This is a genomic window from Ensifer sp., assembly GCF_031989085.1.
Lineage (GTDB): Bacteria > Pseudomonadota > Alphaproteobacteria > Rhizobiales > Rhizobiaceae > Ensifer.
Window position 1 is genome coordinate 262,144 of sequence record NZ_DALZXU010000003.1, and the last position, 26,761, is coordinate 288,904.

The window sequence follows — 26,761 nt, forward strand, 5'->3', positions numbered from 1 at the left end:
GTTGTCCTGGTTTGGGTGGAATCTGAAACAACGGGTGTGTTTGATGGGTGGATTTCCACCCGTCTCGGGCGGGTCAGCGCGCCGGGACCCTGCGCCACCGGCGGCCGTGCGGCTTTGCGCAGCTTTACTTTTGTCCCGTGCGCTGCCGCAGGTACCGCACTTCGTCGGTCGTCAGCGGCCGCGTGGCGCCTTTCGCAAGCGCGCCGAGGGCGACATCACCGATCGAGACCCGCACGAGCCGCAGGACCTCGAAACCGAGCACATCGAGCATTCGGCGGATCTGGCGGTTGCGACCTTCCTGCAACTCGACCTCGATCCAGCTGTTCTTCTCGCCGCCGCGCAGGTGTTCGGCGCGCGCGGCACGCAAATGCTCGCCGCCCTCCTCGACGCCGTCGACCATGGCGCGCAGCTTATCGTCGTCGATCTCGCCCGAAATCTGCACATGGTAGATCTTGCCGAGATGGGTTTCCGGGTCGAGCAGGCGCTGGGCGAGAACCGTGTCGTTGGTGAAGAGCAGCAGCCCCTCGCTCGCCTTGTCCAGTCGCCCGACCGGCGCGATGTGCTGCGCGTCGGCGTCGCCAAGGCAATCAAACACCGTCGGGCGCCCTTCGGGATCGTGCCGGGTCGTCACCAGGCCGCGCGGCTTGTTGAGCATCAGGTAGATCTTGTCTTCCGCCGCGACCGGCGTGCCGTCGACGGCGATGCTGTCCTTGTCGATATCCACCCATTGGGAAAGGTCGGTGGTCTTGCGACCGCTGATGCTGACGCGGCCTTCGAGCACGAGCTTTTCGGCCTGCGTGCGCGAGCAGTAGCCGAGCTTGGATAGCGCTCGGGCAACAGTGACGCGTTTGCCGACGTCGCCGGTCATGCGGCCGGTGCCGTTACCTCGTCCTGCCGTCGGCCGTTTCTGCCTCACTTCGGGTCATTCCTTCCATCGCGGCCCAGCGACGGGTGTCGCTACGCCTTTGGCACCGTGCTTCAGACGACCTTGATATAGCCGATCTGGCGGGCAAGCCAGCAGCCGATCGTCAGGCCGCATATGGCGCCCTTGCCATCGCGGTGGATGCGCACTGTCCAGTCCCCCGGCGCCGGCGCATCCATCGAACGCTTGCAGCTGACAAGCCAGATATCCTCGGCAACGGGTTGCATCGCATGCATCGCGCCTTTGCCGAGCAGGCCCTCGAAGCCGGCAAAGAAGACGCCGCTGGTCGAGACGATCTCGATATCGGCGTCGAGTTCCGCGCAATGGTAGCGCCCAGTGATGTCTGGCTTTGCCGTGCCCGAGACCTTCTCGGCCGTCGTCGCGAGGTTTTCGCGTTCGCGCTCCATGTATAGGCAGGTGCCTTCAGCCGTCAGCGAGACGGCGCCGGAGCGGGCGATGCCGTCCGTTGCGATCTGCAAAGCCTCTGCTCCCGTCGCAAAGCGCAGTTCCAGACGTCCCGCTCCAGCGGGGCGCGTAGTGAGGGCAAGGCCGGTCTCCGGCTCGAGATAGGTGCCGAAGTGCGAGGCGTCCCATGCGCCGGCTTCGGTCTTGGCGTCGCTATGACCGAGCGCGACCTTCATCAGGCCGGTGGCGGCGGCGTGGGCGTCGGCCTCGTGATTGAACATCACCACGATCGAAAGGCGCTCTGCGGCCGCATGCAGGCGGCGCGAACGAAAACCGCGCAGGGCGCCACCATGCCCGGTGATCGCGACGTCGCCGATCCTCTCATGGGCAAGGCCGAAGCCGTAGGTCGCCGGGGTGCCATCCGCATAGGTCTGCGGGACGGAGAGCCGGCGATAGAGCCCGCCTTCGTCGTCACGCGTCCTGTCGATGAAAGTCTCCCAGGCAAGCATGTCGTCGAGGCTCGCGCAAATGCCGGCGTCGCCCGCCCAATAGATCCGGTTGCGAGCCTCGAAGTAGCCCGTCGTCTCGTTGCCCTCGTAGCCGATCACACCGCCTGGCGAGACGCTGGTATCGGGTGCAAGCGCTGCAGTTGCCATGCCAGCCGGACCGAAAGCGCTGCGATCGTAGAGTTCTGACAGCGACCGGCCCGTATGATCCTCGATGAGGTCGGCGAGGATGCGGTAGTTGCCGTTGGAATAGGAATAGCGTGTGCCGGGCTCGAAATGTGTCGTGCGCGCACGCGACAGAAGCGGCCGCGCGTCCTCGCGGCGAAAGACGCCGTCCGCCATGGCGCCCTGCAGCACGGTCAGCGCCCAGTAGTCGCGCAGGCCCGACTGGTTGTGGCAGAGATGCGCGACATTGGGGCGCTTGCCTTCGATCAGCGGCAGATAGGCATCGAGCGCGGCGTCGAGGTTGGCGGGATTGCCCACCGCGTCGAGCAGCGCGGCGCAGGTGAAGTGCTTGCTGATCGAGCAGATCGGCAAAAGCGCGCCCGACGTCATCGGCAGGCGCGCGGCCAGATCGGCATAGCCCCAGACGTGCTTCAGGATGACCTCGCCGTTCCTGACGACACCCACGACGCCACCTGGCCCCTTGTATTGATGCGTCAAGGCGAGCACGGCTCGCTCAAGGGCGGGAAGGTCGAGGTTGTTCATGATGTACGATGCCAGTCGGTGGGTGAGAAAACCTGCCGCCCGGACGGGCGGATGAGTTTCGTACCTACCGCTCCGTCAGGACAGTTGCAACCGGGCTGCGGGTCCTCTCAGCGCAATCCCGCCTGGGCATGATAAAGCCGGCTATAGGCGCCCTTGGCGGCGAGCAGCGTGTCGTGCGGCCCCTGCTCGCTGATGCCGTTGGCGTCGACGACGATGATGCGATCAGCATCGCGGATCGTTGCCAGGCGATGGGCGATGACCAGCGTGGTGCGGCCCTTTGACAGTTCGGCGAGCGATTGCTGGATCGCTTTTTCGGTTTCGGTGTCGAGCGCCGAGGTCGCCTCGTCGAGGATCAGGATCGAGGGGTTCTTCAGGAACATCCGGGCGATGGCCAGGCGTTGCTTCTGACCGCCGGAAAGCTTGACGCCGCGCTCGCCGATCACCGTGTCCATGCCGTCGGGCAGGCCCGCGATCATCCCGTCGAGCTTTGCCCGTCGGGCGGCATCAAGGATATCCGCATCGCTTGCGCCCAGGCGCCCATAGGCGATGTTGTCGCGGATCGTGCCGGCGAACAGGAAGACATCCTGCTGCACGATGCCGATCTGTCCGCGCAGCGATGCGAGCTTGATGTCGCGGATATCGACGCCGTCGACGGTGATGCTGCCTTCGGAGACTTCGTAGAAGCGCGGCAGCAGCGAGCAGATCGTCGTCTTGCCTGCACCCGACGGCCCGACGAAGGCGACGGTTTCTCCCGCCTTGATCGTCAGGTCGATGTTGGAGATCGTCGGCTTGTCGGCGCTGTAGCCGAAGGAGACATTACGATAGGTGATGTCGCCGCGCAGGCCCTTCACCTCGACTGCATCGGGGCGATCCTCGATATCGGGCTCGGTCTCCATCAGCTCGATGAAGCGCCTGAAGCCGGCGATGCCCTTGGGATAGGTCTCGATCACCGAGTTGATCTTTTCGACGGGGCGGAAGAAGACGCCGACCAGGAGCAGGAAGCCGATGAAGCCGCCATTGGTCAATTGTCCCGTCAGCACGAAATAGCTGCCGGTGATCATGACGATCAATTGCGTCAGCCGCATGCTCATGTAGCTGAGCGAGGTGCTGGCAGCCATGATGCGGTAGGCCTCGAGCTTCGTCTGGCGGTAGTTTTGATTGTCGGTCTCGAACAGGCTGCGCTCGTGCTCTTCGTTGGCGAAGGCCTGGACCACGCGCATGCCGCCGACATTTTCCTCGATGCGGGCATTGAAGTCGCCGACGCGGCCATAGAGGTTGCGGAAGTTGTTGGCCATGCGGCCTCCGTAACGGCTGGTGACCCAGGCCGTGATCGGCACGACGGCTGCGGTGATCAGCGCCAGCTGCCAGTGCACCGTCAGCATCAGAAGCAGGGCGCCGATGAAGGTCATGATCGCGATGAACAGATCCTCGGGGCCGTGATGGGCGACTTCGCCGATCTCTTCCAGGTCCTTGGTCAGGCGGCCGACGAGATGGCCGGTCTTCTGGTTGTCGAAGAAGCTGAAGGAAAGCTTCTGCAGATGGTCGAAGGCCATGCGGCGCATGTCGGTCTCGATGTTGATACCGAGCATGTGTCCCCAATAGGTCACCGTCGCCATCAGGCCGGTGTTGAGCAGGTAGACGACGAGCAGGCCGACGGACGAAAGCAGGATCAGCGTCCACTCCTGGCTCGGCAGCAAATGATCGACGAACAGTTTCACCGCGACCGGAAAGCCCAGTTCCAGGAGGCCGGACAGCACCGCGCAGGTGAAATCGAGAATGAAGAGGCCGCGATAGGGCCGGTAGAACGCGAAGAAGCGCTTCAACATGACAATCGCACTCACATGGGCGGCCGCTTGGGACGGCCTTAAAATCTGAGCTCAAATGTCATGTTTTGTCCCGGAAGCCAACAGGCATGGGCTCGAAAAGCGAAGATGGAGCCAAACGAACGAGCAACCCGCGCGTGTGATCCTCGATTGAGACGGAACGCGGCGCAAGGGAAGGAAACGTTAACCATAAGCTCCGTAGAAGAGGGAATCACCAGGGGAGAATACGAAGCAATGGCAGTCGAGCGATCAGATGAAGCAACGGTGTTTGGCGGGCGGGATGTCGTTCCGTTCCCGATGGCAAGACGGCTGAGCACCATCCGCATCTGCGCTGCCGAACTCGAAGATCTTCATGGCGACGATGCCGTTAAATTCTGGCGGCGCGAATGCAGAAAGCTTGCCGACGAACTGCTCGCGCTCGGATGCTCTGAAGACGAAATGCGCGCTGAGGTCATGGCGTTCCAGGCCGAGGTCCAGGCCGAACTCTGGGAGCGCCACCAGTCCCGCGTTTCCGCCGGCGCGGTCAGCCAGTAAGCGGGCTGCCCGACCTCCGTCCGGTTTCGTCCCGGCTTGCCGCCGTCAGGCAAGCCCGCCATTGGCGCGCAACACCTGGCCGTTGATCCAGCCGGCGCCGGAGCCCGCCAGAAACGCCACCACATTCGCGATATCGTCCGGCTGGCCGAGCCTCTCCAGCGGCGGCATCCTGGCAAATTGGGCGACCAGCTCATCGCTCTTTCCCGACAGAAACAGATCGGTCGCGACCGGCCCCGGCGCCACTGCGTTGACGGTGATGTCGCGGCCACGAAGCTCCTTGGCAAAGACATGCGTCATCGCCTCGACGGCTGCCTTGGTGGCGTTGTAGACGGCGTAGCCCGGCAGGTTGAGGGCGAGCGTCGTCGAGGAGAAATTGACGATGCGGCCGCCCTTGCGCATGCGCCTTGCCGCCTCGCGAAGCGTGTTGAAGGTACCCTTGGTGTTGATGGCGAAGTGGCGGTCGAATTCCGCGTCGCCGGTGTCGGCGAGCGCCGCCACCTGAAGGATGCCGGCATTGTTGATGAGGACGTCGACGCCGCCGAAGGCGGCCTCGGCGGCATCGAACAGCCGGGCGACCGCTTCGGGATCGGATACATCAGCTCTCGCCGTCAGGGCGCGGCCGCCTTTCCGTTCGATGCTGCGCGCCAGTTTCTCCGCAGATGCCACGTCGCCGGCATAGTTGATGACGACGGTCAAACCGTCTGCGGCCAGACGTTCCGCAATGGCGGCGCCGATGCCGCGAGAGGCGCCGGTGACGATCGCGACCCTGTTGGTTTGCTCCTGCATGATCTTGCTCCATCGTTGTTGATGCCAAGATCATGAAGCCTTTCTCGATCCGCATAATCATGCATAATCCGGCAATATAATCCGGGGATCGCGAACAAATGGACAGGTTCGATGCCATGCGCGTGTTTTCACGCGTCGTCGAGAGGCGCAGTTTCACCCAGGCCGCAGCCGATCTCGGCCTGCCGCGCTCGACGGTGACGGATGCGGTCAAGCAACTGGAAGCGCGGCTTGGCGTTCGACTTCTGCAGCGCACGACCCGCCATGTCAGCCCGACGCTCGATGGCGCCGCCTATCATCAGCGGTGCCTTGCCATCCTCAGTGATATCGAGGACGCAGAGGGTGCCTTTGCCGGCGCCAGACCCAAGGGACTGCTGCGCATCGACGTGCATGGTACGCTGGCGCGGCACTTCGTGCTGCCGCGTCTTCCGGCCTTTCTTGCCGCCTATCCTGATATCGAGCTCTATATGAGCGAGGGCGACAGGCTCGTCGATCTCATCCGTGAAGGCATCGATTGCGTGCTGCGGGTCGGCGAGCCGCAGGACAGCGACATGATCGCGCGGCGAATGACGTTGCTCGACGAAATCACCTGCGCGGCACCCGATTATATTGCACGTCACGGCCGGCCCGAGCAGCCCGACGCGCTGGATGGGCATCGTATGATCAGTTTTCGTTCATCGACGACAGGCGCGCCGATGCCGCTTGAATTTCAGGTCGCGGGCAGGGTCGAGCATGTCGTGCTGCCGGTCACCGTCGCGGTCAACGCCGCCGAAAGCTTCGTTGCCGCCGCGAGACTGGGGCTCGGGCTTATCCAGGTTCCGCGCTATCATGTCGCGCAGGATTTGAAGGCGGGGACGTTGATCGAGGTGCTTGAAAGCTTTCGGCCGACGCCGACCCCAGTCCACATTCTCTATCCGCGCAATCGTCAGCTTTCCCCGCGCGTGAGGGTTTTCATCGACTGGCTCGTCGGCGTTTTCGCCGAAGGCGACAACCGGGACGTCAATCCGCCTGAAGTTCCGGATCCCAGGTGAACAGTTCCTTCGCGCGGGCAATGCCGCGCAGGGCAAAACGCCCGAGCGATACGGCGTCTGCCTGAAGCGCGGGCGGGCATGCCGCGACAAAATCCGCCGACATGATTACCTGTCGCTCGACCGAGCGGCACATCGAGGCGATGCGGCTCACCTCGTTGACCGCAGGGCCGACGACCGTGAAATCGAGGCGATTCTGGCTGCCGATATTGCCGTAGAAAACCTCGCCGATGTGCAGTCCGAGATAGACATCGGTTGTCGGTTTTCCCGCCTCCTCTCGGCGCGCATTCAGCGCCTCCAGCATGCGCCGCAGTTGCCGCTCTGCCGCGATTGCGCTGGCGCAGGCGGTGGCCGGATCCGCCGCGTTGAAGATCGCCAGCACCCCGTCGCCGATCAGCTTCAGCACGCTGCCACCGTGATCGTGGATGGCGGAAATCACCATGCCCGTGTAGTCGTTGAGGAACGGGATGATGTCTTCGGGCGCGGCGGTATCGGAAATGCGCGTGTAGTTGCGCAGGTCCGAAAACCACATGACGGTTTCGATGCGCTCGGCCTCGCCGCGCACGATGCTGCCCTCGACCACACGGCGGCCGGCATCGGCGCCGAGATAGACGTCGGCAAGCGTGCCGATGATGCGCACGCAGGAGGTCGTCTTGACCGCGAGCGCCAGCGTCGGCAGCAGAATGCGAAGGGCTGCGACCTCGTCGTCCGTAAACCCGCTTTGCCTGCGTGTCGTCCAGTAGGAATAGAAGCAGTCCATCTCGCCGACGCGGCCCTGGTCAGTGAAATGGTGGATCATGTTGATGCAGTCGGTGTGACCTTCTTCCTTGAGGCGGTCGAGCACCTGGTAAGGCACCGAAGGCTCAATGGCGAGGCGCACGCGCCGCTCCGGTTCGCAAGCGGTCAGCATGTGATAAAAAATGGAGCGATGCCAGTTGGCCTGGGCTTCTCCCCCTGTTGTCGAGGAATATTGCACGACTTCCGGCGTTACGTCGCTCTCGCTGTTCCACTGGAAGGCGCGGCCTTCGAATTCGGGATGCAGCGTATCGATCAGGCCTTGCGCCCGCGCAAGGTCGAGGCCGGCGGCGCGACATTTCTCGCAGAAGCCGGCAAGCATTTCGGGCTCTTCCAGTCCCTTGAGGCCCTGCTCCGACAGCCAGAGGACGATGTCGCGGATCTGTTGGTCGTTCATCGCGGATCCCGTTCTGCAGCGGCCGTCGGTCCGGCGCGAGCATTTATCAATAGCCAATTCCGGCACGAGGACAAGCAACCGTTCATAGACCGGCACGGTTCCATTGGTCGTCGGATTTCATGCCGCGAGCCGATCGGATCGCGCTACCCTCAGCGGCAGGCCCGCGCACGTCATCGTGGCGTCGCCGGGCAGGAAAATGCCATCAGACGGGCCCGGCCTTGAAAGCACCATACGCCTTCCCGCCCAGCGAGCTTTAGAACAGCACTCCGGCATTCTTGCCCGTTCCTGCAAATGATTGCCGCGACGGGTCAGATCGCCAGGTGCAGCGACTGCCCGTCATTACCTGCCGGCACTGCGCAGCAGAGCAGCGCTTCGCCCTGCTTTGGGTCAAGCGACGGCTGCCTGGGGTAGGCGACGTCGCCTTCCAGTACCGGCACGCTGCAACTGCCGCAGCTGCCGTTGCGGCAGCCATATTCCGGCGAAAGGCCGCGCGCTTCGGCGAGGTCGAGCAACGTACCTTCGCCCGGGTGCCAACGCGCTTCCTTGCCGGAACTGGCAAAGACCACACGCACCGGCACGTCGGCAGGCGGCTTCGCGGTCAAGTCTGCATCCTGGCCACGGATCAACGAAGACAGACCGAAGGTTTCGGCATGGATCCTGGCGTCGGGGACGTTCAATGCCCGCAGCCCGTCGTAAAGCGATTGCATGAAGGGCCGCGGGCCGCAGAGATAGAAATCATAGTCGCCGAAGGGTAGGGTCGACTGCAGAAGGGGTAGGTCGATATGCCCGTTGGCATCGTAGTCCACGCCCTTGCGTGCGCCATCCGTCCGGCCGAGCACGCGGGTCAGCCGGATCGTGCCCTCGCCGGCCGCGACCAGAGACGCGATTTCCCGATCGAAAGCGCGATCTTCAAGATTGCGCGTCGATTGGAACAGCCAGGTCGGGCGGATGCGCCGCTTGCGCACGCCATCGTAGAGAATGTGCCGCAGCATTGCGATCATGGGCGTGATGCCCACGCCGGCAGCCAGAAGCACGGCCGGGCGCCGTTCCTCTGCGTCGATGACGAAGCCGCCGGCCGGTGCCCGCACCTCGAGCATGTCGCCGGCGACGAGCCCGTGCAGGAAGGACGAGACCGCACCCTGGCGCTTGACGCTGAGGCGGTAGGTTCCGTCCGAGGGGGCGGCCGAAATCGTGTAGCTTCGAACCACGGGTTTGCCGGCAATCACGGTGCGGATCGGCAGATGCTGGCCGGCTTGAAACGGCGCAAGACCGGCGCCATCGGCCGGTTCGAGATAAAACGAGCGGATGGTCGCGCTCTCCATCTCTGTCCGCGCGATGCGAAATGGCCGCCATTGGCCGGCCCGCGCTGTGGCGCGCAGACGATCTTCGGCCTCTTTCCAATCCCCCGTCATCAGGGAATCGGGCGACCAGCCCGCCGCGTCGAACGACCAGCGAAGCGGCGAGCCATCGGGCCGATGGACCACCTTCCGGGGTCGAAAACGCCAGAGGCGTTCCGCTCCCTGGAAAGCATCGATGTCCGGTGATGTCAGAAGCACCTCCGCCTCGCCGGTCATCTGCAGCATGTCGCCGGTGGAAAAATCGACGAAGAGCAGCCCGGCCCTGGGGTTGAGCATGAAGTTGCCCAGCGTGTTGAAGAACAGGTTGCCAGCGAAATCGGGGATCGTGAGAACACCGTCCTCACCGACGCGCACGAACCCGCGCTTGCCGCCACGGTGCGAGACATCCACCTGACGCCCGGCATCGTCGCGGTCGACATAGGAGGCGACGAAGAACGTGTCGGCGTTGGCGATGATTTCCCTGGCGCGGGCATCGAAGCTGTCGAGATAGACCGGCCGCTCCTTTGATGGTGTGTTCGGGTGGCGCGCGAACGAAAAATCCCGCAGCTGGATATATTGCGGACAGTTGCCGAAGCTTTGGCCGACCGCCACGGCAAAGTGATTGTCATCCGCGCGCCTGACGGTGCCGTTCAACCGGTTCCTGCGCCGCGTCTCCAGCTGGATGCCGAGCAATGCTACGGCGTCGCCATCCTCCATGCCGGCATCGGCCGGGTCGGCCCGGTCGCGTGGCAGTTGAAGCGCAAGGGCGTGCGGATCCGGAGCTTGCATGAAGCCCGGCTTGCCCGCCCTGAGGCTCGCCCAGACGTCGCCTGTGGGATCGACGGCGCCGAGCACGATGAACGGCAGCAGCGGAAAGAACTGCCGGTGCTGTTCGGGCATGAAGGTGCGAACGAAGTTGCGGCCGGGCCCGTCCATGCGCTCGACCACCCCAAGGCTGCGCTGAATGGCGAGTTCGCCCTCGTGCCAGGGCGACGCAGCTGCGGTCGGCTCGATAATGTCCGGCATCGTCATGCTCCTTGCTGGTTGAGAAAGGCCGGGGCGGGATGGTCCGCCCCGGCAGCATGGTCAGGCGGCGAGGCCTGCAGCCGTCTTCTGGAACCCGACAAAACCGGGCAGCGCTTCGATGCGGTTGAGCCAGCTGCGGACATGGGCGTAGCCGGCAAGATCGACGTTGCCTTCTGGCGCGCTGGAGACATAGCTGTAGAGCGCGACATCAGCGATGGTCGGCTGGCCTCCCAGCAGGAAGGAGCGGTCGGCAAGCTCGGCTTCGATCCGTTCCAGGATGCGATGCGCTCTTTCGATCACTTCGTCCGGCCGCAGGCTCGCTCCGAAGACCGTAACGAGCCGTGCGGCGGCCGGCCCGTAGGCGATTTCGCCGGCGGCGACCGACAGCCATTTTTGCACCTTCGCCGCGCCGACGGCGTCTTCCGGCAGCCAGTCGGTGCGGCCGAGCTTCTTGGCGAGATAGACGAGGATCGCGTTGGAATCGGTGACAACAGTACCGTCGTCGTCGAGTACCGGTACCTGGCCGAAGGCGTTCAGCCTGAGGAAATCCGGCGCCTTGTGCGCCCGCGCCATCAGGTCGACGTCGACAAGCTCATGCGGCACGCCAAGCAGAGCGAGGAACAGCTGTGCGCGGTGCGAATGGCCGGAGAGGGGGTGGCGGTAGAGTTTCATGTCGAAATTTCCTTCGTGTCGAAGCCAGCGGACCGAGCCGCCTGCAGAAGCGTCGGGGGCGTCCTGTCGACGGCGACCAACGGTTCATCAGGGGGCGCCTGGCGGTTGCGGGCAGGCCGGAGCGAGCTGCCTTGCCGCAATCTATGACTTTCCGAATTTCGGCTGTAGAGTGCCATCTCGATAGGTTGGCTCCCGAAAATTGGAAAGAAGATGGATCGACTGGATGCAATGACCGTGCTTCTCGGCGTTGTCGAAGGCGGAAGCTTGTCCGCAGCGTCGCGCCATCTGCGCATGCCGCTCGCGACCGTCAGCCGCAAGGTTTCGGAGCTCGAAAGCCATCTTGGCGCGCAGCTGTTCACCCGCACGAACCGCCGTATCCAGCTCACGGAAGCCGGGCGATCCTATGTGGAAGCGGCGCGCGAAATTCTCGCGCGCGTCGAGGAGGCGGAACGGGTGGCGGCCGGCGAATACACCGCCGTCAGGGGTGACCTGATGATGACGGCGCCGATCGTCTTCGGACGGCTGCACGTCCTTCCCGTCGTCGTCGATTTTCTGAAGGCTAACCCCGAGGTCAACATGCGCCTGTCGCTCGGCGACCGGCTCGTCAATCTCACCGAGGATCACATCGACGTCGCGTTGAGGATCGGCAACCTGCCCGACAGCAATCTGATCGCCACCCGGCTCGGCACGATCAGGCGGGTCGTTTACGCAAGCCCCGACTACATCGCCGGTCGTGGCGCCCCGGTCGATCCGCGCGCGCTCGCGGAGCATGATTGCATCACCTTCGAAGGATTGATGTCGAACCGGACCTGGAGCTTCGTCGACGGGACGGGCGAGATCGCCGCGCCGATCCGGTCGCGGCTCGCCGTCAACACGGCGGAGGCCGCCGTCGATGCGGCCGTTGCCGGGCTCGGCCTGACGCGCGTCCTTTCCTATCAGGCCGCGCGCGCGGTTGCCGGCGGCCAGCTGGTGCCGTTGCTCGAAACGTTCGAGCATCCGGCGCTGCCGGTTCAGCTCGTCTACCTGCCTCAGGGACACGTGCCGATGAAGCTCAGGGCCTTCGTCGACTTCGCCGCTCCCCGGCTGAGAGCGGTGCTGAAGTGAGGGTGGCGCCGCCGCCAGGCGCTGCCGCCCCTTGCTGCGATATCAGCGGCTGATCTGCGCTGTCTCGCCGAGATCGGCGATCGACGTGCTGAGCGGGGGAAGCTGGTTCGTGGCAGCGAGCGGGCGCGGTCGGTGGACAAGCGTGACCAGCACGAAGGAGAGGATCATCAGCAGGTACCAGGCGCCGAGCTTGTGCAGCGACACCAGCGTCCAGCCGCCATGTTGCGACGGGTAGATCCAGGCGCGCGACCAGGTGCCGATGTTTTCGGCAAACCAGATGAAGAGCGCGATGAGCAGAAAGCCCAGGAGCAGCGGCATGCGGTGGCGGAAGCGGAAAACGCGGTAGTGCACGGTGGTGCGAAAGAACAGGATCGCTATGACGCCGAACAGGAGGTAGCGCAGATCGATGATGAAATGGTGCGTGAAGAAATTGACGTAGATGGCGAGAGCCAGGAGCACTGTCATCCACCGGGACGGGTAATGCGTGTAATGCAGATCGAGAATACGGCTGACGCGCGCGAGATACGAGCCGACGGCGGCATACATGAAGCCTGAAAACAGCGGCACGCCGCCGATGCGAAAGAAGCTCTCTTCGGGATAGATCCACGAGCCGACAGAGGTCTTGAAGATCTCCATCAGCGTGCCGACGATATGGAAGATCAGGATGACCTTGGCCTCGGCGATCGTCTCGAGCTTGAAAGCCAGCATGAGCAGCTGGATGCCGAGGGCGGCAAGGAAGAGAAAGTCGTAGCGGGCAAGGCCGATGTCATCGGGCCAGGCCAGCTTGGTGGCGATCATCAGCGCCAGGAGTGCCCCGCCGAAAAGGCAGGCGAAGGCCTGCTTGATGCCGAAGACCAGAAACTCCGTGAGGCCGCCAAGGACGCCATGGCGAGGAAGCCGGTCGAGCAGCCGGTGGGCTGCCGCATCGATACGTGCTTCGAGCGAAGTAAAACGTCTCTCGTCCGATCGCTGAACCACGTGGATAGCCTCGCTGCTGGTGTCATCGCTGCGATGCCGAGGCAATGCGGTCGAATTGTGGACCGGCCCGAGCTTGTGGGCTCGGGCCGATCGACGATTTCGTTTTCGTGGGGCGTGTGAGCCTACCGAAACAGGCTCGGCAGCCAGAGGGAGAGGCCGGGGATATAGGTGACGAGCATCAGAACGGCGATGCTGGCGCCGAAGAACGGCCAGATCGTGCGCATCGCCTCGCGGATCGAGATGCCGCCGACGGCGCAGCCGACGAAGAGCACGGTGCCGACCGGCGGGGTGTTGAGGCCGATGCCGGCGTTCAGGATCATCACCACGCCGAAATGCACCGGGTCGATGCCGAACGCCTTGACCACCGGCAAAAGCACGGGCGTGCTGATGATCACCAGCGGCGCCATGTCCATGAAGGTGCCGAGCAAGAGCAGGATGATGTTGATCAGCAAAAGCACGATGATGGGGTTGTCGGAGATCGCGCTGATGGCGGCGACCATGCTCTGCTGCACCTGCAGGAACGCCATCAGCCAGCCGAAGGAAGCGGCGGTGCCGATCACCAGCAGCACCATCGCGGTGGTGCGCACCGCCTGAAGCACCGCCTCGACGAAGCCGCTCCAGTCGAGTTCGCGGTAGACCAGCAGCGCGACGATCAGCGCGTAGAACACGGCAATGCATGAGCTTTCTGTGGCAGTGAAGACGCCCGAGCGCACGCCGCCGAAGATGATGCCGATCAGGAGCAGGCCGGGAAGCGAGGCGAGCAGATAGTATCCGAGACGGCGAAGGCCTGGGAACGGTTCCGACGGATAGCCCTTTTTCCGTGCCACGACATAGGCCGTGACCATGAGGGCCGCGGCGAGCAGCAGGCCGGGCAGGATGCCGGCGGTGAAGAGATCGGCGACCGAGACATTGCCGCCGGCGGCGATCGAATAGAGGATCATGTTGTGCGAGGGCGGGATCATCAGCGCGATGATCGCCGCATTGACCGTGACGTTGACGGCGTAGCTGCGGTCATAGCCGCGGGCCGCCATCTGCGGGATCATAAGCCCGCCAACGGCCGAGGCGTCGGCAACGGCCGATCCGGAGATGCCGCCGAAGAGCGTCGAGGCAACGATGTTGACCTGGCCGAGCCCACCGCGCAGATGGCCGACGATACCGGCGGCAAAGCGGATGAGGCGGTCGGCGATGCCGCCGCGCACCATCAGGTCGCCGGCAAAGATGAAGAAAGGGATCGCCATCATCGCAAAGACGTTCATGCCGGAATTCATCTGCTGGAAGACGACGATCGGCGGCAGGCCCATGTAGATGACGGTGGCAAGCGACGCGATGCCGAGGCAGAACGCGATCGGCATGCCGATCATCATCAGGATGGTGAAGGTGCCGAAAAGAATACTGTAGGCCACTATGCTGCCTCCTGGATGACGATGTCGGCCACGGGAGCCTCGCCCAGAACGACGTCGGCGAGCCGCTCGGCCGCGAACAATGCGATCAGCAGGCCGCCGGCGATCATCGGAAAGAAGTCGACGCCACCCGGCCAGCCGAGCACCGGGATGGTCGCCGCCCAGGTTCCGGCGGCAAGCAGGGCCGAATAGAAGCTCATGGCAAGGCCGAAAAGCACGATGAGCGACAGGCTGACGATATCCATCAGGCGCTGCGCTGCCGGCGACGCCGAATGACGCACGAAATCGAGGCCGAGGTGTACGCTCTCGCGCACGCCGACGGCGGCGCCAAGCAGGATGAACCAGGACATCAGATGCAGCGACAGCGGTTCCGACCAGCTCGGCGTGTCGTTGAGCACGTAGCGGGCAAAGACCTGCCAGCCCACGATTGCCGTCATCGCGACAAGGCCGAGGCCGGAAATGTAGAGTGAAAGCCGGCTGAGCCGGGAAAGCATGGGCCTAACGGCCTGCAAGAGACGCCACATTGCCTTATCCTCCATAGGCTGCAGACGAAGGAAGTGCCCGCTCCAAAGAACGGACACCCCGCTATTGCGGCGCGCATCAGTTGATGGCGCGGATCCGCTCGAGCAGGTCCTTCATCTGCGGATCGGTGACGAAGCGGTCGTAGACCGGCTTCATCGCCGCGGAGAACTCCGCCTTGTCGACCGTGATGACATTGGAGCCGGCGGCGCGAACTTTTTCTTCCGACGCCTTTTCCCGGGCGGTCCAAAGCTCGCGCATCTTCACCACCGATTCCTTGGCTGCTTCCTTCAGCACCTTCTGGTCATCCGGCGAAAGCTTGTCCCAGCTGATCTTGGAAATCACCAGGATCTCCGGATTGAGCGAATGTTCGGTGAGCGTGTAGTTCTTGGCCACCTCGAAGTGCCTGGAGGATTCGTAGGACGGCCAGTTGTTTTCGGCTGCGTCGACGACGCCGGTTTCCAGCGACGAATAGACTTCGCCGAAGGGCATCGGCGTGGCATTGGCGCCGAAGGCTTCCATCATGGCGATCCAGAGGTCCGACTGCTGGACGCGCACCTTCATGCCCTTGAGATCGGCCAGCTTCTCGATCGGCTTCTTGGTCGAATAGAACGAGCGCGCGCCGGAATCGTAGAAGGCGAGCCCGATCAGCCCATGCGGTTCGAAGGCGGCCAGCACCTCGTCGCCGATCGGCCCGTCGACAGTCTTGTGCATGTGCTCGGTCGAGCGGAACAGGAACGGAAGCCCGAGCACGACGGTCTGCGGCACCAGGTTGTTGAACGGCGCGGCGTTGACGCGGTTCATGTCGATGACGCCGAAGCGGGTCTGTTCGATCGTGTCCTTCTCGCTGCCGAGCGCGGCATTGTTGGTGACGTCGATCTTGATGCGGCCGTTGGTGCGCTTGGCGACCAATTCGCCCATGTATTTCACCGCCTCGACGGTCGGATAGCCATCCGGGTGAATGTCGGCCGAACGCAGGGTGATTTCCTGCGCCTGCAGGGTGCCGGCACCCAGGGCAACGCCCAGGGCCAGGCATAGGGTTTTTGCGATGTTCATTCCGTCCTCCTCCTCTTGTAGCGCCGGAGCCTCCTCGCTCCGGACGAATGCGGATGGCTTCAGGCACCTCCGTGCGTAAACGGCTTCAAGCCAAAGAGCCGTTCGGGATTTTCGACGAGCACGCGATGACGGGCCGCGGCATCGGGCAGCCAGCCCAGGACCGTGTCGGTCAGATGGGCGTCGTCGGGATAGTCGGCATTGGTCTTTGCAAGGTTGTGCGGCCAGTTGCTGCCCCAGACGATGCGCTCGGGCGCATGCTCGGCAATCGCGAGCGAGAGCGCGGCCACGTCTTCATAGCCGGGACCGCCGGTCTTCGAGGATTCGTAGACGCCGGCGAACTTGAACCAGCAATTTCCGCCGTCGATCAGCCGCTTGACCGCGGCGATCTCGGGGCCTTCGGGTGTCGCGCCCGAGAAGAACTTGCCGTGGTGATCGAAAACCCAACGGGATTTCAGTTTCTTCAATCTCGGTTCGTGCTCGAGGATGTCGGAGCCATCGAACTGGATGGCCATCATCCAGTTACGCGCGGCCGCGCGGTCATCGACCGCTTCCAGTTCGTCGAGCCCGACGGCGCCACCGGGCAGGTCCATGATCCTTGCCCCGATCACGCCTGCTTCCGACAGGAAATCGAGGTCGTTTTCCGACGTTTCCGCGCCGAAGGCAGCCACGCCGCGAGCCTCCGCGCCCATGGCACGCAGGCAGGTCACGAGATTGCCATTGTTGCGCTGGTGGGCATTACCCTGGGTGATGATGACCCTGTCGATGCCGAGCCAGCGCATGAATTGTCTGTATTGATCCGCGTCGGGCAGCGCGCCCGCGGGAAGTGCCGGTCCGCCGGCAAGGGCGGGAAACCCGGGCAGATACATGTGCATCTGGGTGTCGACCGCGCCTTTCGGCAGCGGGGTCTTGGGCGGGCGGCCGGAGAGCGGTCTCACCAGCATCTCAATCATCCCTCATCCGGAACTCGGCAAGCGCATCGCGGTCGATCTCGATGCCAAGTCCCGGGCCGGAGGGGATTTTGACGACCCCCTGGTCATGGTCGATCGGTGTTTTGACCACCGCCTGCCGGAACGGGTTGTCGGTGCGGTCGAATTCGAGGATCGGCTCGATCGGGTTGACGCGCACGGGGTTGGGCACCATCGCCGCCATGAACTGAAGGGCGGCAGCGATATGAACGGCCGTGCCCCAGACATGCGGCACGACGCGCACGCCGTGAAGTGCAGCCATGTCGGCGACGCGCCGCGCCTCCGTAAAGCCGCCGACGCCGGCAAGATCGGGCTGGAGGATATCGACGGCGCGGGTCTCGACCGGCTCGCGCATGCCCCAGCGGCCGTGCCATGTTTCGCCACCGGCAACCGGTATCGGCTGGCCGGCGCGCACCTCGCGATAGGCACCAAGTTGTTCCGGAACCACCGGCTCCTCGAACCAGTCGATGTCGAGCTCGGCAGCCTTGCGCCCGAATGCGAGCGCTTCCAGCACGTCGTAGCCGTGGTTGGCATCGACCATCAGCCGCATGTCGGGCCCGACGGCGTTGCGAACCGCGCGCACGACGGCAAGGTCTTCATCGACGCCGAAACCGATCTTGATCTTGCTGGCGTGGAAGCCCTCGGAGCGATAGCGCGCGACGTCGGCGGCATTGTCCTCGATGCGGTCGACGCTGTCCCGCTTGAAACTGCCGGTCGCGTAGGCCCGGATCGTCTCGCGGAAGCGCCCGCCCAGAAGCGTGGAGACCGGCACGTCGAAATGTTTGCCCTTGATATCCCAAAGCGCGATGTCGATGCCCGAAAGGGCCGTGAGCGTCAGGCCGCGTTGGCCCTGGTCGCGCAGCGCATTGTAGAGCCGCGCCCAGATCTTTTCCGTCTCGAGCGGATCGGCGCCGATCAGCCATGGAGTGTAGGCGGCAACCACCGCGGCGTTCGGCCTTGCCGGGCCGAGGCATTCGCCCCAGCCGGTCGTGCCGTCGTCGCAGACGATCTCCACCAGCACATGGGCGCGCCGGTCGAAGCGCATCGAGGCGCTCTCGAACGGCACCGCGAGGCGGTGTTCCAGCAAATGCGTGCGGACGGCGGCGATCTTCATCCTAGCGTTTCCACGGCGCAATGAGCGTTGCGAGCATGTCTTCTTCCTCCGCCGTCAGGTCGTCGAGCGGCGGCCGGACGCCACCGGCATCAAATCCCTGGAGGCGGACGCCGGCCTTGATCGCGGCGACGGCATAGCCCTTGCGCCGGTTGCGGATGGCCATGAAGGGATAGAAGAAATCGCGCAGGATCTCTTCGCAGCGCTCCCGCTTTCCGGCGCGAAGCGCACCGTAGAATTCGACCGCCAGGCCGGGAACGAAATTGAAGACGGCTGAGGAATAGGTGGTGAAGCCGGCGCCGAGATAGGCTTCGGCGAAAAGTTCGGCCGTCGGCATGCCGCCGAGATAGGTGAGCCGGTCGCCCATCGTTGCGGTGATCTGGCGGATGAGGCCGATATCGCCGGTTCCGTCCTTGAAGCCGATGAGGTTCGGGCATTCGTCGCAAAGGCGTTTCAGCGTATCGACCGAAAGCACCGAATTGTCGCGATTGTAGACCATGACGCCAATGCCGACGGACTGGCAGATCGCCTTCACATGGGCGTAAAGCCCTTCCTGCGGCGCATCGATCAGGTAGTGCGGTAGAAGCAGGATGCCGTCGGCGCCGGATTTTTCCACAGCGCGCGCCAGCTCGACGCCGATCTCGGTGCCGAAGCCGCATCCCGAAACGATCGCAGTCTTGCCGGCAGCCTCCTTGGCGGCGGCGACGATGCCGGGGATTTCCGCGGGCGAGAGCGAGAAGAACTCGCCGGTTCCGCCTGCGGCAAACAGCACCGGGGCGTCGAAGCCGGACAACCACTCGACATGGCGGCGATAGCTTTCAGCATGGAACTTCCGCTCGGCATCGAAATGCGTCACGGGAAAGGACAAAAGGCCGGCGCCGAGCGCGGCCTTGATTTCTTGCGGCATCATGCTGGATTCCTCTGCCTGTCTCCTCTGGCAAAGTTGTCGTACATGTATGACGGGTTCGTGTCAATGATTTATCGTACAGGTAAGCGCTGTTCCCGCAGCAGCGTCCGGTAGCGCGCCTGGCTGCCACGCAGGTGCCGCCGCATGGCGGCGCGCGCGCCGTCTTCGTCGCCGTCACAGATGGCGACGACGATGTCGTTGTGCTCGTTGTCGAGCATGGCGATATAGGCCGACTGGTCCTGTTCGCTGTCGTCGTTGCGCAGGGCACCGCGCGGGATGACGTTTCGGCCGATCATCGCCAGGAACTCGCGGAAGCGCGGATTGTTGGTGGCCTCGGCGATGGCGAGATGCAGGGCGAAGTCGGCCTCGACGCTGGAGACACCGGCATTGAGGCAGGCCCGTACCGCGTCGTGCCGCTCGATGATCACCTCTTCCTGGGCCGGCGAGCGGCGCAGCGCCGCAAGCCCTGCGGCTTCCACCTCAACTGCCGTGCGCAGTTCCAGAAGTTCGATCATCGAGGAGACCCGCACCGGATCGATGTTTTGCAACGACAGCGAGGCAAGGCCGGCGGCCGGCGGCGGATCGAGGACGAAAACGCCGGCACCCTGGCGCGCCTCGACCAGCCTGTCCGCCCGAAGCGCCGCGATCGCCTCGCGCACCACCGTACGGCTGACGCCGTGGGCCTCGGAGAGCTGTGCCTCGCTCGGCAGCTTGCTGCCCGGGGGAAACTGGCCCGAAGCGATCGTCCGCCGCAGGACGTCGCCGAGCCTGGAGGTCAGCGTGCCTGTTCCGGTGCCCGGCTCCAGCTTCGTTTGAACGCTCATCTCGCTTCCTCCTCGTCGCCATTGGTCGTTGCGCTGGCGCGCCGTGCCCACCGGTATGCCAGATTATTTGGCGTGTGACATCACCGGTCCGATTTATTGACGTCGTTGCATCAACATGTATGATGAGTTTGGATGAATTGCAATGTATCGATGTCCGGCGGAGGATGTGACTTGAAGCGATTGTTGATCACCGGGGCGGCGGGGGCCCTGGGGCGCGCCATGCGCTCGCGCGTTGCCCATCTGGCCGAGATCGTGCGCGTTTCGGATATTGCCGATCTCGGCACTGCGGCGCCGCACGAGGAGGTCGTCGCGTGCGATCTCGGCGATGCCGCGGCGGTCGATCGGCTGGTGGAAGGCTGCGACGCCATTCTCCACCTCGGCGGCATTTCGGTCGAGGACAAGTTCTCAAGGATCCTCAATGCCAACCTCCTTGGCCTTTACAATCTCTACGAGGCGGCGCGGGCGCATGGCCAGCCGCGCATCCTTTTTGCCAGTTCCAACCATACGGTCGGGTTCTACCGGCAGGACGAGCCCGTGGCGGCGGATGCGCCAATGCGCCCCGATGGCCTCTATGGCGTCTCGAAGTGTTTCGGCGAGGCACTGGCCCGGATGTATTTCGAAAAATTCGGGCAGGAGACGGCGCTGGTCAGGATCGGCAGCTGCATGGAGAAGCCGACCAACCACCGTATGCTGTCGACGTGGATGTCCCATGACGATTTTGCCGCGCTGATCGCCTGCGTGTTCCGGGCGCCGATGCTCGGCTGCCCGATTGTCTGGGGGGTCTCCGACAATGACAGCCGCTGGTGGGACAACGGCCATGCCGCCTATCTCGGCTGGCGGCCGCGCGACAATGCTGAACGCTTTCGCGCCGAACTCGAGCTTTCCCCCGGCCGGCCGCAGCCGTCGTCGCCGCTTGCCGTCTACCAGGGCGGGATGTTCACGGCGGAGCCGATCTTCACCGAGGACTGATCGGATCCTCGGTGCCGCCCGGCGCCGGCGCGAGCCGCAGCAGGGCGGTCAACTACCGTTCTGTCGATATCGGCCTCACGATCGGCCACCACGAGGAAGGTGTAGCGCACCTGCCGGTGTCGCCCACCAACAGGGCCGTCGAACCATTGGGCCGTCCGATTGGCGCAGGTGGCCTCAGGCGCAGTTCGCCATCGGACCTCTCTCGGTCCGGCCCGGAGAAAGCGCTCTCTCAGTCGCCTGGGCCGTCCGTCCCGACGCGAAGCGGGGAGCGCCGTCCCTGGCGACAATCCAGACGGCATTTCTGCCGGCAGTCTTGGCGGCGTAAAGTGCGCGGTCGGCGCTGTTCAGGAGGTCGCTTGCCGCCTGGTCTTTGCCAACGAAGGCGACGCCGATGCTCAAGGTTGCCCACACCGTGGCATTGCCGGCCGGGATATGCGCCCGTTCGAAGGCGCAGCGAATGTCCTCCGCGATGGCCGCCGCCTGCGAGCTGTCGGCCCCTGGGAAGCAGGCGGCAAACTCTTCACCGCCGAGGCGAGACAGGAAGGCGTTGCCACCAACCGCCCTAGAGATGACGGCGGCGCATTCAACCAGGACCCTGTCGCCGACCGCGTGCCCATGGCGATCGTTGATCGACTTGAAGTGGTCGATGTCCATGTACATCAGTGCGCCTTGAACCGGCTTCGTCGAGAGATAGGTCTCGAGGCTCGACATGAAGGCGCGGCGGTTCCTGACGCCGGTCAGCGCGTCGGTTTCCGACGCCAGCTTGTATCTGTACTGCGTTCTTTCCTTGATCAGCGCGAAGAACGAGAAGCCGCCGGCAAGGCTGTGGATGAACAGTTCGAAGGTCAGCAACTGGTACCAGAGCGGCTGCTCGGCAGCGGACGCCGTGTTGCCGAACAGCGGCCAGACGAAGATCAGCGGGATGCGCACGAGATAAAACAGCCCGTGCGTGGCAAACAGAAAGGCGACGATGTAGGAACTCGGCAGCCGGCGGAAATTGTCGGAGCGGAAGATCTCGACCGCGATCATCGCCGAATATACGAAGATCAGCACCGAAAACAGAACGATCCTGCTGGTTACGTCGTTCTGGACAAAGTCGGAAAAGCCGGTGACCAGCAGCCAAAGTGCCGGTCCCGCCAGGGCGGATGCCACCTTCATCGGCTGGTTGTCAAACGCACGAAGGCCGAGCCAGATCAGCGCCAGTCCGAGCACCGCCAGAGCGTTGCCGAGTGAAACGGCAATGAAGGAGTAGTCGGGGCCTCTGAAGGCCAGGAGCGTGAACCCCAGAGCTGCGACCAGAAACGCAACGGACCACAGCCGCAGCTCCAGGCTGTCGCGCTCTTGCAGCGAGGCAAGCCCGAAATAGACGGCGAAAACCACCAGCGTCGCAAAGGAGCTGATCATGATCGTTGGGGTATGTAGCGCTTCCACCGTCAACTCCTGGATTCTGCGGGGAGGTTATGAGGCAGATTGTTAAAGGTTTCGCAAAGGCGCACTGCGAGGATTCGCGGGGGCCGTTGGCGCATTCGGCGCCTTGCAGGAGGCTGCGCGCGCGCCCTTGTCAGCGGTTCAGGACGGCATTGCCCGGCGCAGCGTCAGGGTTTCCATCAATCGCTGCTGGCCGGCCCGGATGACGTTTTCCATCGCCTGGCGAGCGCCTTCGGGGTCACGCCGACGGATCTCCTCGACGATGCGGATATGGGTGACCGCCACGCGGTCGATGTCGCTGCGCTGGGCGGTCGGGTTGGTGAGCTTGAAGACGCCGATCAGCGCCGCCTCGATCAGGCTGCCGACGGTGCGCATGAAGGGGTTGAGCGACGCCTCGAGCAGGTGCAGATGGAACTCGAGGTCGGCATGCGCCAGCGTTTCGGCGCTGTGGTTTTCATCGCCCATGGCGACGGCGAGCCGCATCATCTGGGCAATGTCGGCGTCGGTTGCGCGCTCGGCTGCCAGTGCTGCCGCGGACGGCTCGAGCGCCAGCCGGATTTCGCTCAGGTGATTGAGGAAGGTCTCGTCGACGCCGACGCTGAAGTGCCAGGCGAGCACGTCGCCGTCGAACAGGTTCCAGTGGGCCTGCGGCATGACGCGGGTGCCGATACGCGCGCGCGGAAAGACGAGCCCCTTGGCGGCGAGCGTCTTCATCGCTTCGCGAAGCACCGTGCGCGACACCTTGAAACGGGCCGCTAGGTCGACGTCACCCGGCAGGATATCGCCGGGCGCGAACTCGCCGCCGATCACCGCGCGCCCGAGCTCGTCCACCACGTGGCCGTGGCTCGAACGCTTCAGCGGCTGCTTTGCGAAGGTTCCTGGCGGCATGGGGTGCAACGGGCCCTTTCCTAGGCATGTCGCTGTTTGCTGCGCGACGCGTAGACGATGCCCTTTTGCATCAGGATGAAGACGAACAGCAAAAGGCCGATCAGGATCTTCGTCCACCAGCTGGAGAGCGATCCGTCGAAGGTGATGTAGGTCTGGATCAGGCCCTGGATGAGGATGCCGATGAAGGTTCCGGCGACGAAGCCGGAGCCTCCGGTCAGAAGCGTGCCGCCGATCACCACCGCCGTGATCGCATCGAGTTCGACGCCGACGGCCGCAAGCGAATAGCCGGCGGACGTATAGAGCGAGAAGACGATGCCGGAGAGGCCGGCGAGCAGCCCCGAAAGCGCATAGATCAGGATGGTGGTGCGACCCACCGGGACGCCCATCAGCTTGGCGGTCGCCGTGCCACCGCCAAGGGCGTAGACATCGGTGCCGAAGCGGGTGCGATGGGCAATGAGAATGCCGATGGCAAAGACCAGCAGCATCAGCCCGCCGATCAGGCTTATCCGGCCGCCGCCGGGAAGCTTGTAATAGAAACCCTTCAGCGTGCCGTAGAACGGATGCTTGATCGCGATCGAGTCGATCGACAGCACGAAAGCCATGCCGCGCGCCAGGAACATGCCGGCGAGCGTGACGATGAAGGCAGGCATTTCCAGATAGTGGATGATGGCGCCCATGAGCGCGCCGAACAGCGTCGCGATCATAAGCGCCAACGCAAAGGCGGCGAGCGGGTGGATGCCGGTGTTCTCCAGAACGACGGCGAGGAACACGCCGGTAAAGGCGATGACGGAGCCGATCGACAGGTCGATGCCGCCCGACAGGATCACGAAGGTCATGCCGACGGCCGCGATGCCGAGGAAGGCGTTGTCGGTCAGAAGATTACCGACTACGCGCGTCGACAGGATGTTGGGGTATTGCATCACGCAAAGCGCGTAGCTGAGCACGAAGATGACGATGGTCGCGGTGAGCGGCAGGTATTTGGGTTTCATCGCGCTTGGCCCTCCGTCGGTTTTCTGCCGGCGCGCAGGAGCGCGACAAAGGTGAAGGCGTTGCGCACCGGCGGCGACTGCAACACCAGAATGAAGACGATGATCGCCGCCTTGATGATCAGGTTGAATTCCGGCGGGAAGCCGGAAAGCAGGATGCCGGTGTTGATCGACTGGATGATGATCGCCCCGAGGACGGATGCGGCGATGCTGAAGCGACCGCCGAGAAGCGAGGTGCCGCCGATGACGACCGCGAGTATCGCGTCGAGCTCCAGCCAAAGCCCCGCATTGTTGGCGTCGGCGCCCTTGATGTCGGCAGCAGCGATGATGCCGGCTATGGCGGCGCAGAGGCCCGACAGCATGTAGGCCGCAATCAGCAGCACCGGGGTAAGCACGCCGGAGAGCGTGCTTGCCTGGCGGTTGACGCCGATCGCTTCGATCAGCATGCCGAGCGCCGTCTTGCGCACGATCAGCGCCACCAGAATGCCGAAGACAAGCCAGATGATGACCGGCAGCGGCAGCCAGGCGAAGGAGCCGCTGCCCAGGAAAATCAGGCCGGGATCGTTGAAGGTGAGGATCGCGCCTTCGGTGACGAGCTGAGCGATGCCGCGGCCGGCCACCATCAGCACCAGCGTCGCGATGATCGGCTGGATATCGAGAATGGCGACAAGGACGCCGTTCCACAGGCCGCACAGGAGCCCGGTGCCGAGCGTGATCACCAGCGTCATCGCAAGCGAATGGCCCGACGTGATCGAGGAGGCGGCGACGGCGCCGCAGATAGCCATGACGGCGCCGACCGACAGGTCGATGCCCTTGGTGGCGATGACCACGGTCATGCCGATTGCAAGCAGCACCACCGGCGCGCCGCGATTGAGGATGTCGATGAGGCTGCCGTAGAGCCGCCCGTTCTGGATTTCGAGGCGGAAGAAGCCCGGAAACACCAGGGATACCATCAGTAGGATAACCGCCAGCGCGATCAGCTGCGGCAGGAGCCTGAGCGCATAGCCCCTCAATATTGCTGTCATGCCGCTCCCCGTTCGTTCGCCGATGCGATGGCTTCGATGATCTGGTCCGCCGTGATCCTGTTGCCTTCAAGGGCTGCAACGTGCTGGCGGTCGCGCAAAACGACGATGCGCGTGGAATAGGCGACGAGTTCCTCGATCTCCGAGGAGATGACCATCAGCGACATGCCTTTTTCGCGCAGTCCCTCGATCAGTCGGACGATTTCGGCGTGGGCGCCGACGTCGATGCCGCGCGTCGGCTCGTCGAGGATCAGGAATTCCGGCTCGGTCGCCAGCCAGCGGGCGAGAATGGCCTTCTGCTGGTTGCCGCCGGACAGGAGCCGGATCGGCTTTTCCCGGTCGGCCGTGCGGATGTCGAGCGCGCGGATATAGTGGTCGGCGATGCGGTTCTGCTCGGTGCGCGAGAGCGGGCGCGTCCAGCCGCGTCTCGCCTGCAACGCGAGCACGATATTCTCACGCACCGAGAGGTCGCCGACGATGCCGGCGGTCTTGCGATCTTCCGGGCAGAAGCCGAACCGGTGCGCGATGGCCCGGCGCGGCGACGAAAGCTGGACGGCCTTGCCGTCGACCTCGGCCATGCCGCTGTCGGCGCGATGCGCGCCAAAGAGGATCTCGGCCGTCTCCGTGCGGCCGGAGCCGAGAAGCCCGGCAATACCGACGACCTCGCCGGCCCTGATATCGAGGTCGAAGGGGGTGATGTGGCCCTTGCGACCGTAGTTTTCGAAGCGATAGCGCACGGGTCCCGCCACAACCTGCCCCTCGCGCGCGGATCGGATTTCGGCGGCCAGTTCACGACCGATCATCATCGAGATCAGGTCTCGCCGCTCGAGCGTCGCCGTTTCGCGGGTGCCGACCAGCTGGCCGTTGCGAAGCACCGTGATGCGATCGGAGATTTCATAGACCTGTTCGAGGAAATGGGTGATGAAGACGATGCCCAGACCGCGGGCCTTCAGCCGGCGGACGATACGAAACAGCATCTCGACCTCGTGGGCGTCGAGGCTTGCGGTCGGCTCGTCGAGGATCAGTACCTTGCCCGAGAGATCGACGGCGCGCGCGATCGCGACGACCTGCTGAATGGCGACGGAATAGCTGTCGAGTGCACGGGTGACGTCGAGATCGAGTTCATAATCGTCAAGCAGCGCGCGCGCCTGGCGGTTCATCGCGCCGACATCGACGAGACCGAACCGGCGCGGCTGGCGCCCGAGAAAGAGGTTCTCCGCCACGCTCAGGTTGGGCAGCAGGTTGACCTCCTGATAGACGGTGCCGATGCCGAGTTTCTGCGCATTGAACGTGTCGCGAGGATCGACTTCGACGCCATCGAGCAGGATCGTGCCGCCGTCGCGTCGGTAGGCGCCGGTCAGGCATTTAACCAGCGTCGACTTGCCGGCGCCGTTCTCGCCGAGTAGTGCGTGAACCTCGCCGCGGCGCAAATGAAAATCGACCTTGTCCAGCGCCCTTGCGCCGGGAAACACCTTGTCGATCCGGGTCGCGGAAAGCAGGTTGTCGCCATTGGGCTGCATGATCCCTCCCTGAGTGGAACGCGGCGCGCCCGATCGGGCGCACCGCATCGTCCTGCTTCGCGTCGATCCTCGTATTCGAGCAAAGCAGGCCAACCCGACGTCGAGCCAGCGGCGAAGATGAGACGGACAAGCCCGTTCCATCTCTCAG

The 26,761-nt window shown here is 64.1% G+C and carries 24 protein-coding genes; 4 read left to right on the forward strand and 20 right to left on the reverse strand.

Going from position 1 to position 26,761, the window contains the following annotated elements:
• Nucleotides 1–124 precede the first annotated feature (124 nt).
• The 3 genes from RTP54_RS18310 to RTP54_RS18320 form a co-directional block, all read right to left on the reverse strand.
• Nucleotides 125–916, reverse strand: a complete 792-nt coding sequence (locus RTP54_RS18310) for a pseudouridine synthase (protein ID WP_409517164.1) — start codon at nt 914–916, stop codon at nt 125–127.
• A gap of 62 nt (nt 917–978) precedes the next feature.
• Nucleotides 979–2,541 carry a D-aminopeptidase gene (locus RTP54_RS18315; protein ID WP_312364843.1) on the reverse strand — a complete coding sequence of 521 codons (1,563 nt, stop codon included), beginning with the start codon at nt 2,539–2,541 and terminating at the stop codon, nt 979–981.
• A gap of 107 nt (nt 2,542–2,648) precedes the next feature.
• Nucleotides 2,649–4,367 (reverse strand): ABC transporter ATP-binding protein, encoded by a 1,719-nt coding sequence (locus RTP54_RS18320; RefSeq protein WP_312364845.1) that lies wholly within the window; start codon nt 4,365–4,367, stop codon nt 2,649–2,651.
• Nucleotides 4,368–4,598: 231 nt separating this feature from the next.
• Between RTP54_RS18320 and RTP54_RS18325 the strand changes: the two genes are divergently transcribed.
• Complete coding sequence (locus RTP54_RS18325) at nt 4,599–4,898, forward strand: DUF6074 family protein (RefSeq protein WP_112806077.1); 300 nt, start codon at nt 4,599–4,601, stop codon at nt 4,896–4,898.
• Between the two features lie 45 nt (nt 4,899–4,943).
• Here the strand turns inward: RTP54_RS18325 and RTP54_RS18330 are convergent, their stop codons facing one another.
• Complete coding sequence (locus tag RTP54_RS18330) at nt 4,944–5,684, reverse strand: SDR family oxidoreductase (RefSeq protein WP_312364848.1); 741 nt, start codon at nt 5,682–5,684, stop codon at nt 4,944–4,946.
• A 98-nt stretch (nt 5,685–5,782) separates the two neighbouring features.
• On the opposite strand from RTP54_RS18330, the gene RTP54_RS18335 reads away from it, so the two are divergent.
• On the forward strand, nt 5,783–6,712 hold the full coding sequence (locus RTP54_RS18335; RefSeq protein WP_312364849.1) for a LysR family transcriptional regulator: 930 nt from the start codon (nt 5,783–5,785) through the stop codon (nt 6,710–6,712).
• Here the strand turns inward: RTP54_RS18335 and RTP54_RS18340 are convergent.
• The 3 genes from RTP54_RS18340 to RTP54_RS18350 form a co-directional block, all read right to left on the reverse strand.
• A complete protein-coding gene (locus RTP54_RS18340) occupies nt 6,681–7,901 on the reverse strand; it encodes an adenylate/guanylate cyclase domain-containing protein (protein WP_112806071.1) in 1,221 nt (406 codons plus the stop codon). The genes RTP54_RS18335 and RTP54_RS18340 overlap by 32 nt on opposite strands.
• 308 nt (nt 7,902–8,209) lie before the next feature.
• Nucleotides 8,210–10,264, reverse strand: a complete 2,055-nt coding sequence (locus RTP54_RS18345; protein WP_312364851.1) for a pyridoxamine 5'-phosphate oxidase family protein — start codon at nt 10,262–10,264, stop codon at nt 8,210–8,212.
• A gap of 60 nt (nt 10,265–10,324) precedes the next feature.
• The gene (locus tag RTP54_RS18350; RefSeq protein WP_112806067.1) at nt 10,325–10,936 is read right to left on the reverse strand and encodes a glutathione S-transferase family protein; all 612 of its coding nucleotides are present in this window, start codon (nt 10,934–10,936) and stop codon (nt 10,325–10,327) included.
• 210 nt (nt 10,937–11,146) lie between these two features.
• Here RTP54_RS18350 and RTP54_RS18355 point away from each other — a divergent pair, with 210 nt between their 5' ends.
• Nucleotides 11,147–12,040 carry a LysR family transcriptional regulator gene (locus RTP54_RS18355; protein WP_112806065.1) on the forward strand — a complete coding sequence of 298 codons (894 nt, stop codon included), beginning with the start codon at nt 11,147–11,149 and terminating at the stop codon, nt 12,038–12,040.
• A 42-nt stretch (nt 12,041–12,082) separates the two neighbouring features.
• On the opposite strand, the gene RTP54_RS18360 is transcribed toward RTP54_RS18355, so the two are convergent.
• The 8 genes from RTP54_RS18360 to RTP54_RS18395 all read right to left on the reverse strand — a co-directional run bounded on the left by RTP54_RS18360 (nt 12,083) and on the right by RTP54_RS18395 (nt 19,800).
• Nucleotides 12,083–13,018 carry a DUF817 domain-containing protein gene (locus RTP54_RS18360; protein WP_312364853.1) on the reverse strand — a complete coding sequence of 312 codons (936 nt, stop codon included), beginning with the start codon at nt 13,016–13,018 and terminating at the stop codon, nt 12,083–12,085.
• A gap of 122 nt (nt 13,019–13,140) precedes the next feature.
• Nucleotides 13,141–14,421, reverse strand: coding sequence for a TRAP transporter large permease (locus RTP54_RS18365; protein WP_112815885.1), 1,281 nt, complete (start codon nt 14,419–14,421; stop codon nt 13,141–13,143).
• Nucleotides 14,421–14,942, reverse strand: coding sequence for a TRAP transporter small permease (locus tag RTP54_RS18370; protein WP_312364855.1), 522 nt, complete (start codon nt 14,940–14,942; stop codon nt 14,421–14,423). Before RTP54_RS18370 ends, RTP54_RS18365 begins: the two co-directional genes overlap by 1 nt.
• Nucleotides 14,943–15,018: 76 nt before the next feature.
• Nucleotides 15,019–15,993 carry a TRAP transporter substrate-binding protein gene (locus RTP54_RS18375; RefSeq protein WP_312364857.1) on the reverse strand — a complete coding sequence of 325 codons (975 nt, stop codon included), beginning with the start codon at nt 15,991–15,993 and terminating at the stop codon, nt 15,019–15,021.
• Between the two features lie 59 nt (nt 15,994–16,052).
• Complete coding sequence (locus RTP54_RS18380; RefSeq protein ID WP_312364859.1) at nt 16,053–16,934, reverse strand: amidohydrolase family protein; 882 nt, start codon at nt 16,932–16,934, stop codon at nt 16,053–16,055.
• 1 nt (nt 16,935) lies between these two features.
• The gene (locus RTP54_RS18385) at nt 16,936–18,072 is read right to left on the reverse strand and encodes a mandelate racemase/muconate lactonizing enzyme family protein (RefSeq protein ID WP_312364861.1); all 1,137 of its coding nucleotides are present in this window, start codon (nt 18,070–18,072) and stop codon (nt 16,936–16,938) included.
• A 1-nt stretch (nt 18,073) separates the two neighbouring features.
• Nucleotides 18,074–18,979: a 5-dehydro-4-deoxyglucarate dehydratase gene (gene kdgD, locus RTP54_RS18390; protein WP_312364863.1), complete on the reverse strand. Its 906-nt coding sequence runs from the start codon at nt 18,977–18,979 to the stop codon at nt 18,074–18,076.
• 68 nt (nt 18,980–19,047) lie between these two features.
• Nucleotides 19,048–19,800 carry a FadR/GntR family transcriptional regulator gene (locus tag RTP54_RS18395; RefSeq protein WP_112815880.1) on the reverse strand — a complete coding sequence of 251 codons (753 nt, stop codon included), beginning with the start codon at nt 19,798–19,800 and terminating at the stop codon, nt 19,048–19,050.
• Nucleotides 19,801–19,971: 171 nt separating this feature from the next.
• On the opposite strand from RTP54_RS18395, the gene RTP54_RS18400 reads away from it, so the two are divergent.
• A complete protein-coding gene (locus RTP54_RS18400; protein ID WP_312364866.1) occupies nt 19,972–20,769 on the forward strand; it encodes an NAD(P)-dependent oxidoreductase in 798 nt (265 codons plus the stop codon).
• A 174-nt stretch (nt 20,770–20,943) separates the two neighbouring features.
• On the opposite strand, the gene RTP54_RS18405 is transcribed toward RTP54_RS18400, so the two are convergent.
• From RTP54_RS18405 to ytfR, 5 genes are all read right to left on the reverse strand, one after another.
• The gene (locus tag RTP54_RS18405) at nt 20,944–22,200 is read right to left on the reverse strand and encodes a GGDEF domain-containing protein (protein ID WP_312364868.1); all 1,257 of its coding nucleotides are present in this window, start codon (nt 22,198–22,200) and stop codon (nt 20,944–20,946) included.
• 138 nt (nt 22,201–22,338) lie between these two features.
• On the reverse strand, nt 22,339–23,085 hold the full coding sequence (locus RTP54_RS18410; protein WP_112806043.1) for a FadR/GntR family transcriptional regulator: 747 nt from the start codon (nt 23,083–23,085) through the stop codon (nt 22,339–22,341).
• A gap of 20 nt (nt 23,086–23,105) precedes the next feature.
• Nucleotides 23,106–24,074, reverse strand: coding sequence for a galactofuranose ABC transporter, permease protein YjfF (gene yjfF, locus RTP54_RS18415; protein ID WP_112806041.1), 969 nt, complete (start codon nt 24,072–24,074; stop codon nt 23,106–23,108).
• Nucleotides 24,071–25,096: an ABC transporter permease gene (locus tag RTP54_RS18420; protein WP_112806039.1), complete on the reverse strand. Its 1,026-nt coding sequence runs from the start codon at nt 25,094–25,096 to the stop codon at nt 24,071–24,073. Before RTP54_RS18420 ends, yjfF begins: the two co-directional genes overlap by 4 nt.
• Entirely contained in the window at nt 25,093–26,613 is a 1,521-nt protein-coding gene (gene ytfR / locus RTP54_RS18425) for a galactofuranose ABC transporter, ATP-binding protein YtfR (protein ID WP_312364874.1), read from the reverse strand. Before ytfR ends, RTP54_RS18420 begins: the two co-directional genes overlap by 4 nt.
• Nucleotides 26,614–26,761: the final 148 nt, after the last annotated feature.

Coding starts and splice junctions, on each gene's coding strand:
- RTP54_RS18315 (WP_312364843.1), bottom strand. CDS start 2,541: ATGAACAACCTCGACCTTCCCGCCCTTGAGCGAGCCGTGCTCGCCTTG.
- RTP54_RS18320 (WP_312364845.1), bottom strand. CDS start 4,367: ATGTTGAAGCGCTTCTTCGCGTTCTACCGGCCCTATCGCGGCCTCTTC.
- RTP54_RS18325 (WP_112806077.1), top strand. CDS start 4,599: ATGGCAGTCGAGCGATCAGATGAAGCAACGGTGTTTGGCGGGCGGGAT.
- RTP54_RS18330 (WP_312364848.1), bottom strand. CDS start 5,684: ATGCAGGAGCAAACCAACAGGGTCGCGATCGTCACCGGCGCCTCTCGC.
- RTP54_RS18335 (WP_312364849.1), top strand. CDS start 5,783: ATGGACAGGTTCGATGCCATGCGCGTGTTTTCACGCGTCGTCGAGAGG.
- RTP54_RS18340 (WP_112806071.1), bottom strand. CDS start 7,901: ATGAACGACCAACAGATCCGCGACATCGTCCTCTGGCTGTCGGAGCAG.
- RTP54_RS18345 (WP_312364851.1), bottom strand. CDS start 10,264: ATGCCGGACATTATCGAGCCGACCGCAGCTGCGTCGCCCTGGCACGAG.
- RTP54_RS18350 (WP_112806067.1), bottom strand. CDS start 10,936: ATGAAACTCTACCGCCACCCCCTCTCCGGCCATTCGCACCGCGCACAG.
- RTP54_RS18355 (WP_112806065.1), top strand. CDS start 11,147: ATGGATCGACTGGATGCAATGACCGTGCTTCTCGGCGTTGTCGAAGGC.
- RTP54_RS18370 (WP_312364855.1), bottom strand. CDS start 14,942: ATGTGGCGTCTCTTGCAGGCCGTTAGGCCCATGCTTTCCCGGCTCAGC.
- RTP54_RS18375 (WP_312364857.1), bottom strand. CDS start 15,993: ATGAACATCGCAAAAACCCTATGCCTGGCCCTGGGCGTTGCCCTGGGT.
- RTP54_RS18380 (WP_312364859.1), bottom strand. CDS start 16,934: ATGCTGGTGAGACCGCTCTCCGGCCGCCCGCCCAAGACCCCGCTGCCG.
- RTP54_RS18385 (WP_312364861.1), bottom strand. CDS start 18,072: ATGAAGATCGCCGCCGTCCGCACGCATTTGCTGGAACACCGCCTCGCG.
- kdgD (WP_312364863.1), bottom strand. CDS start 18,979: ATGATGCCGCAAGAAATCAAGGCCGCGCTCGGCGCCGGCCTTTTGTCC.
- RTP54_RS18395 (WP_112815880.1), bottom strand. CDS start 19,800: ATGAGCGTTCAAACGAAGCTGGAGCCGGGCACCGGAACAGGCACGCTG.
- RTP54_RS18410 (WP_112806043.1), bottom strand. CDS start 23,085: ATGCCGCCAGGAACCTTCGCAAAGCAGCCGCTGAAGCGTTCGAGCCAC.
- yjfF (WP_112806041.1), bottom strand. CDS start 24,074: ATGAAACCCAAATACCTGCCGCTCACCGCGACCATCGTCATCTTCGTG.
- RTP54_RS18420 (WP_112806039.1), bottom strand. CDS start 25,096: ATGACAGCAATATTGAGGGGCTATGCGCTCAGGCTCCTGCCGCAGCTG.
- ytfR (WP_312364874.1), bottom strand. CDS start 26,613: ATGCAGCCCAATGGCGACAACCTGCTTTCCGCGACCCGGATCGACAAG.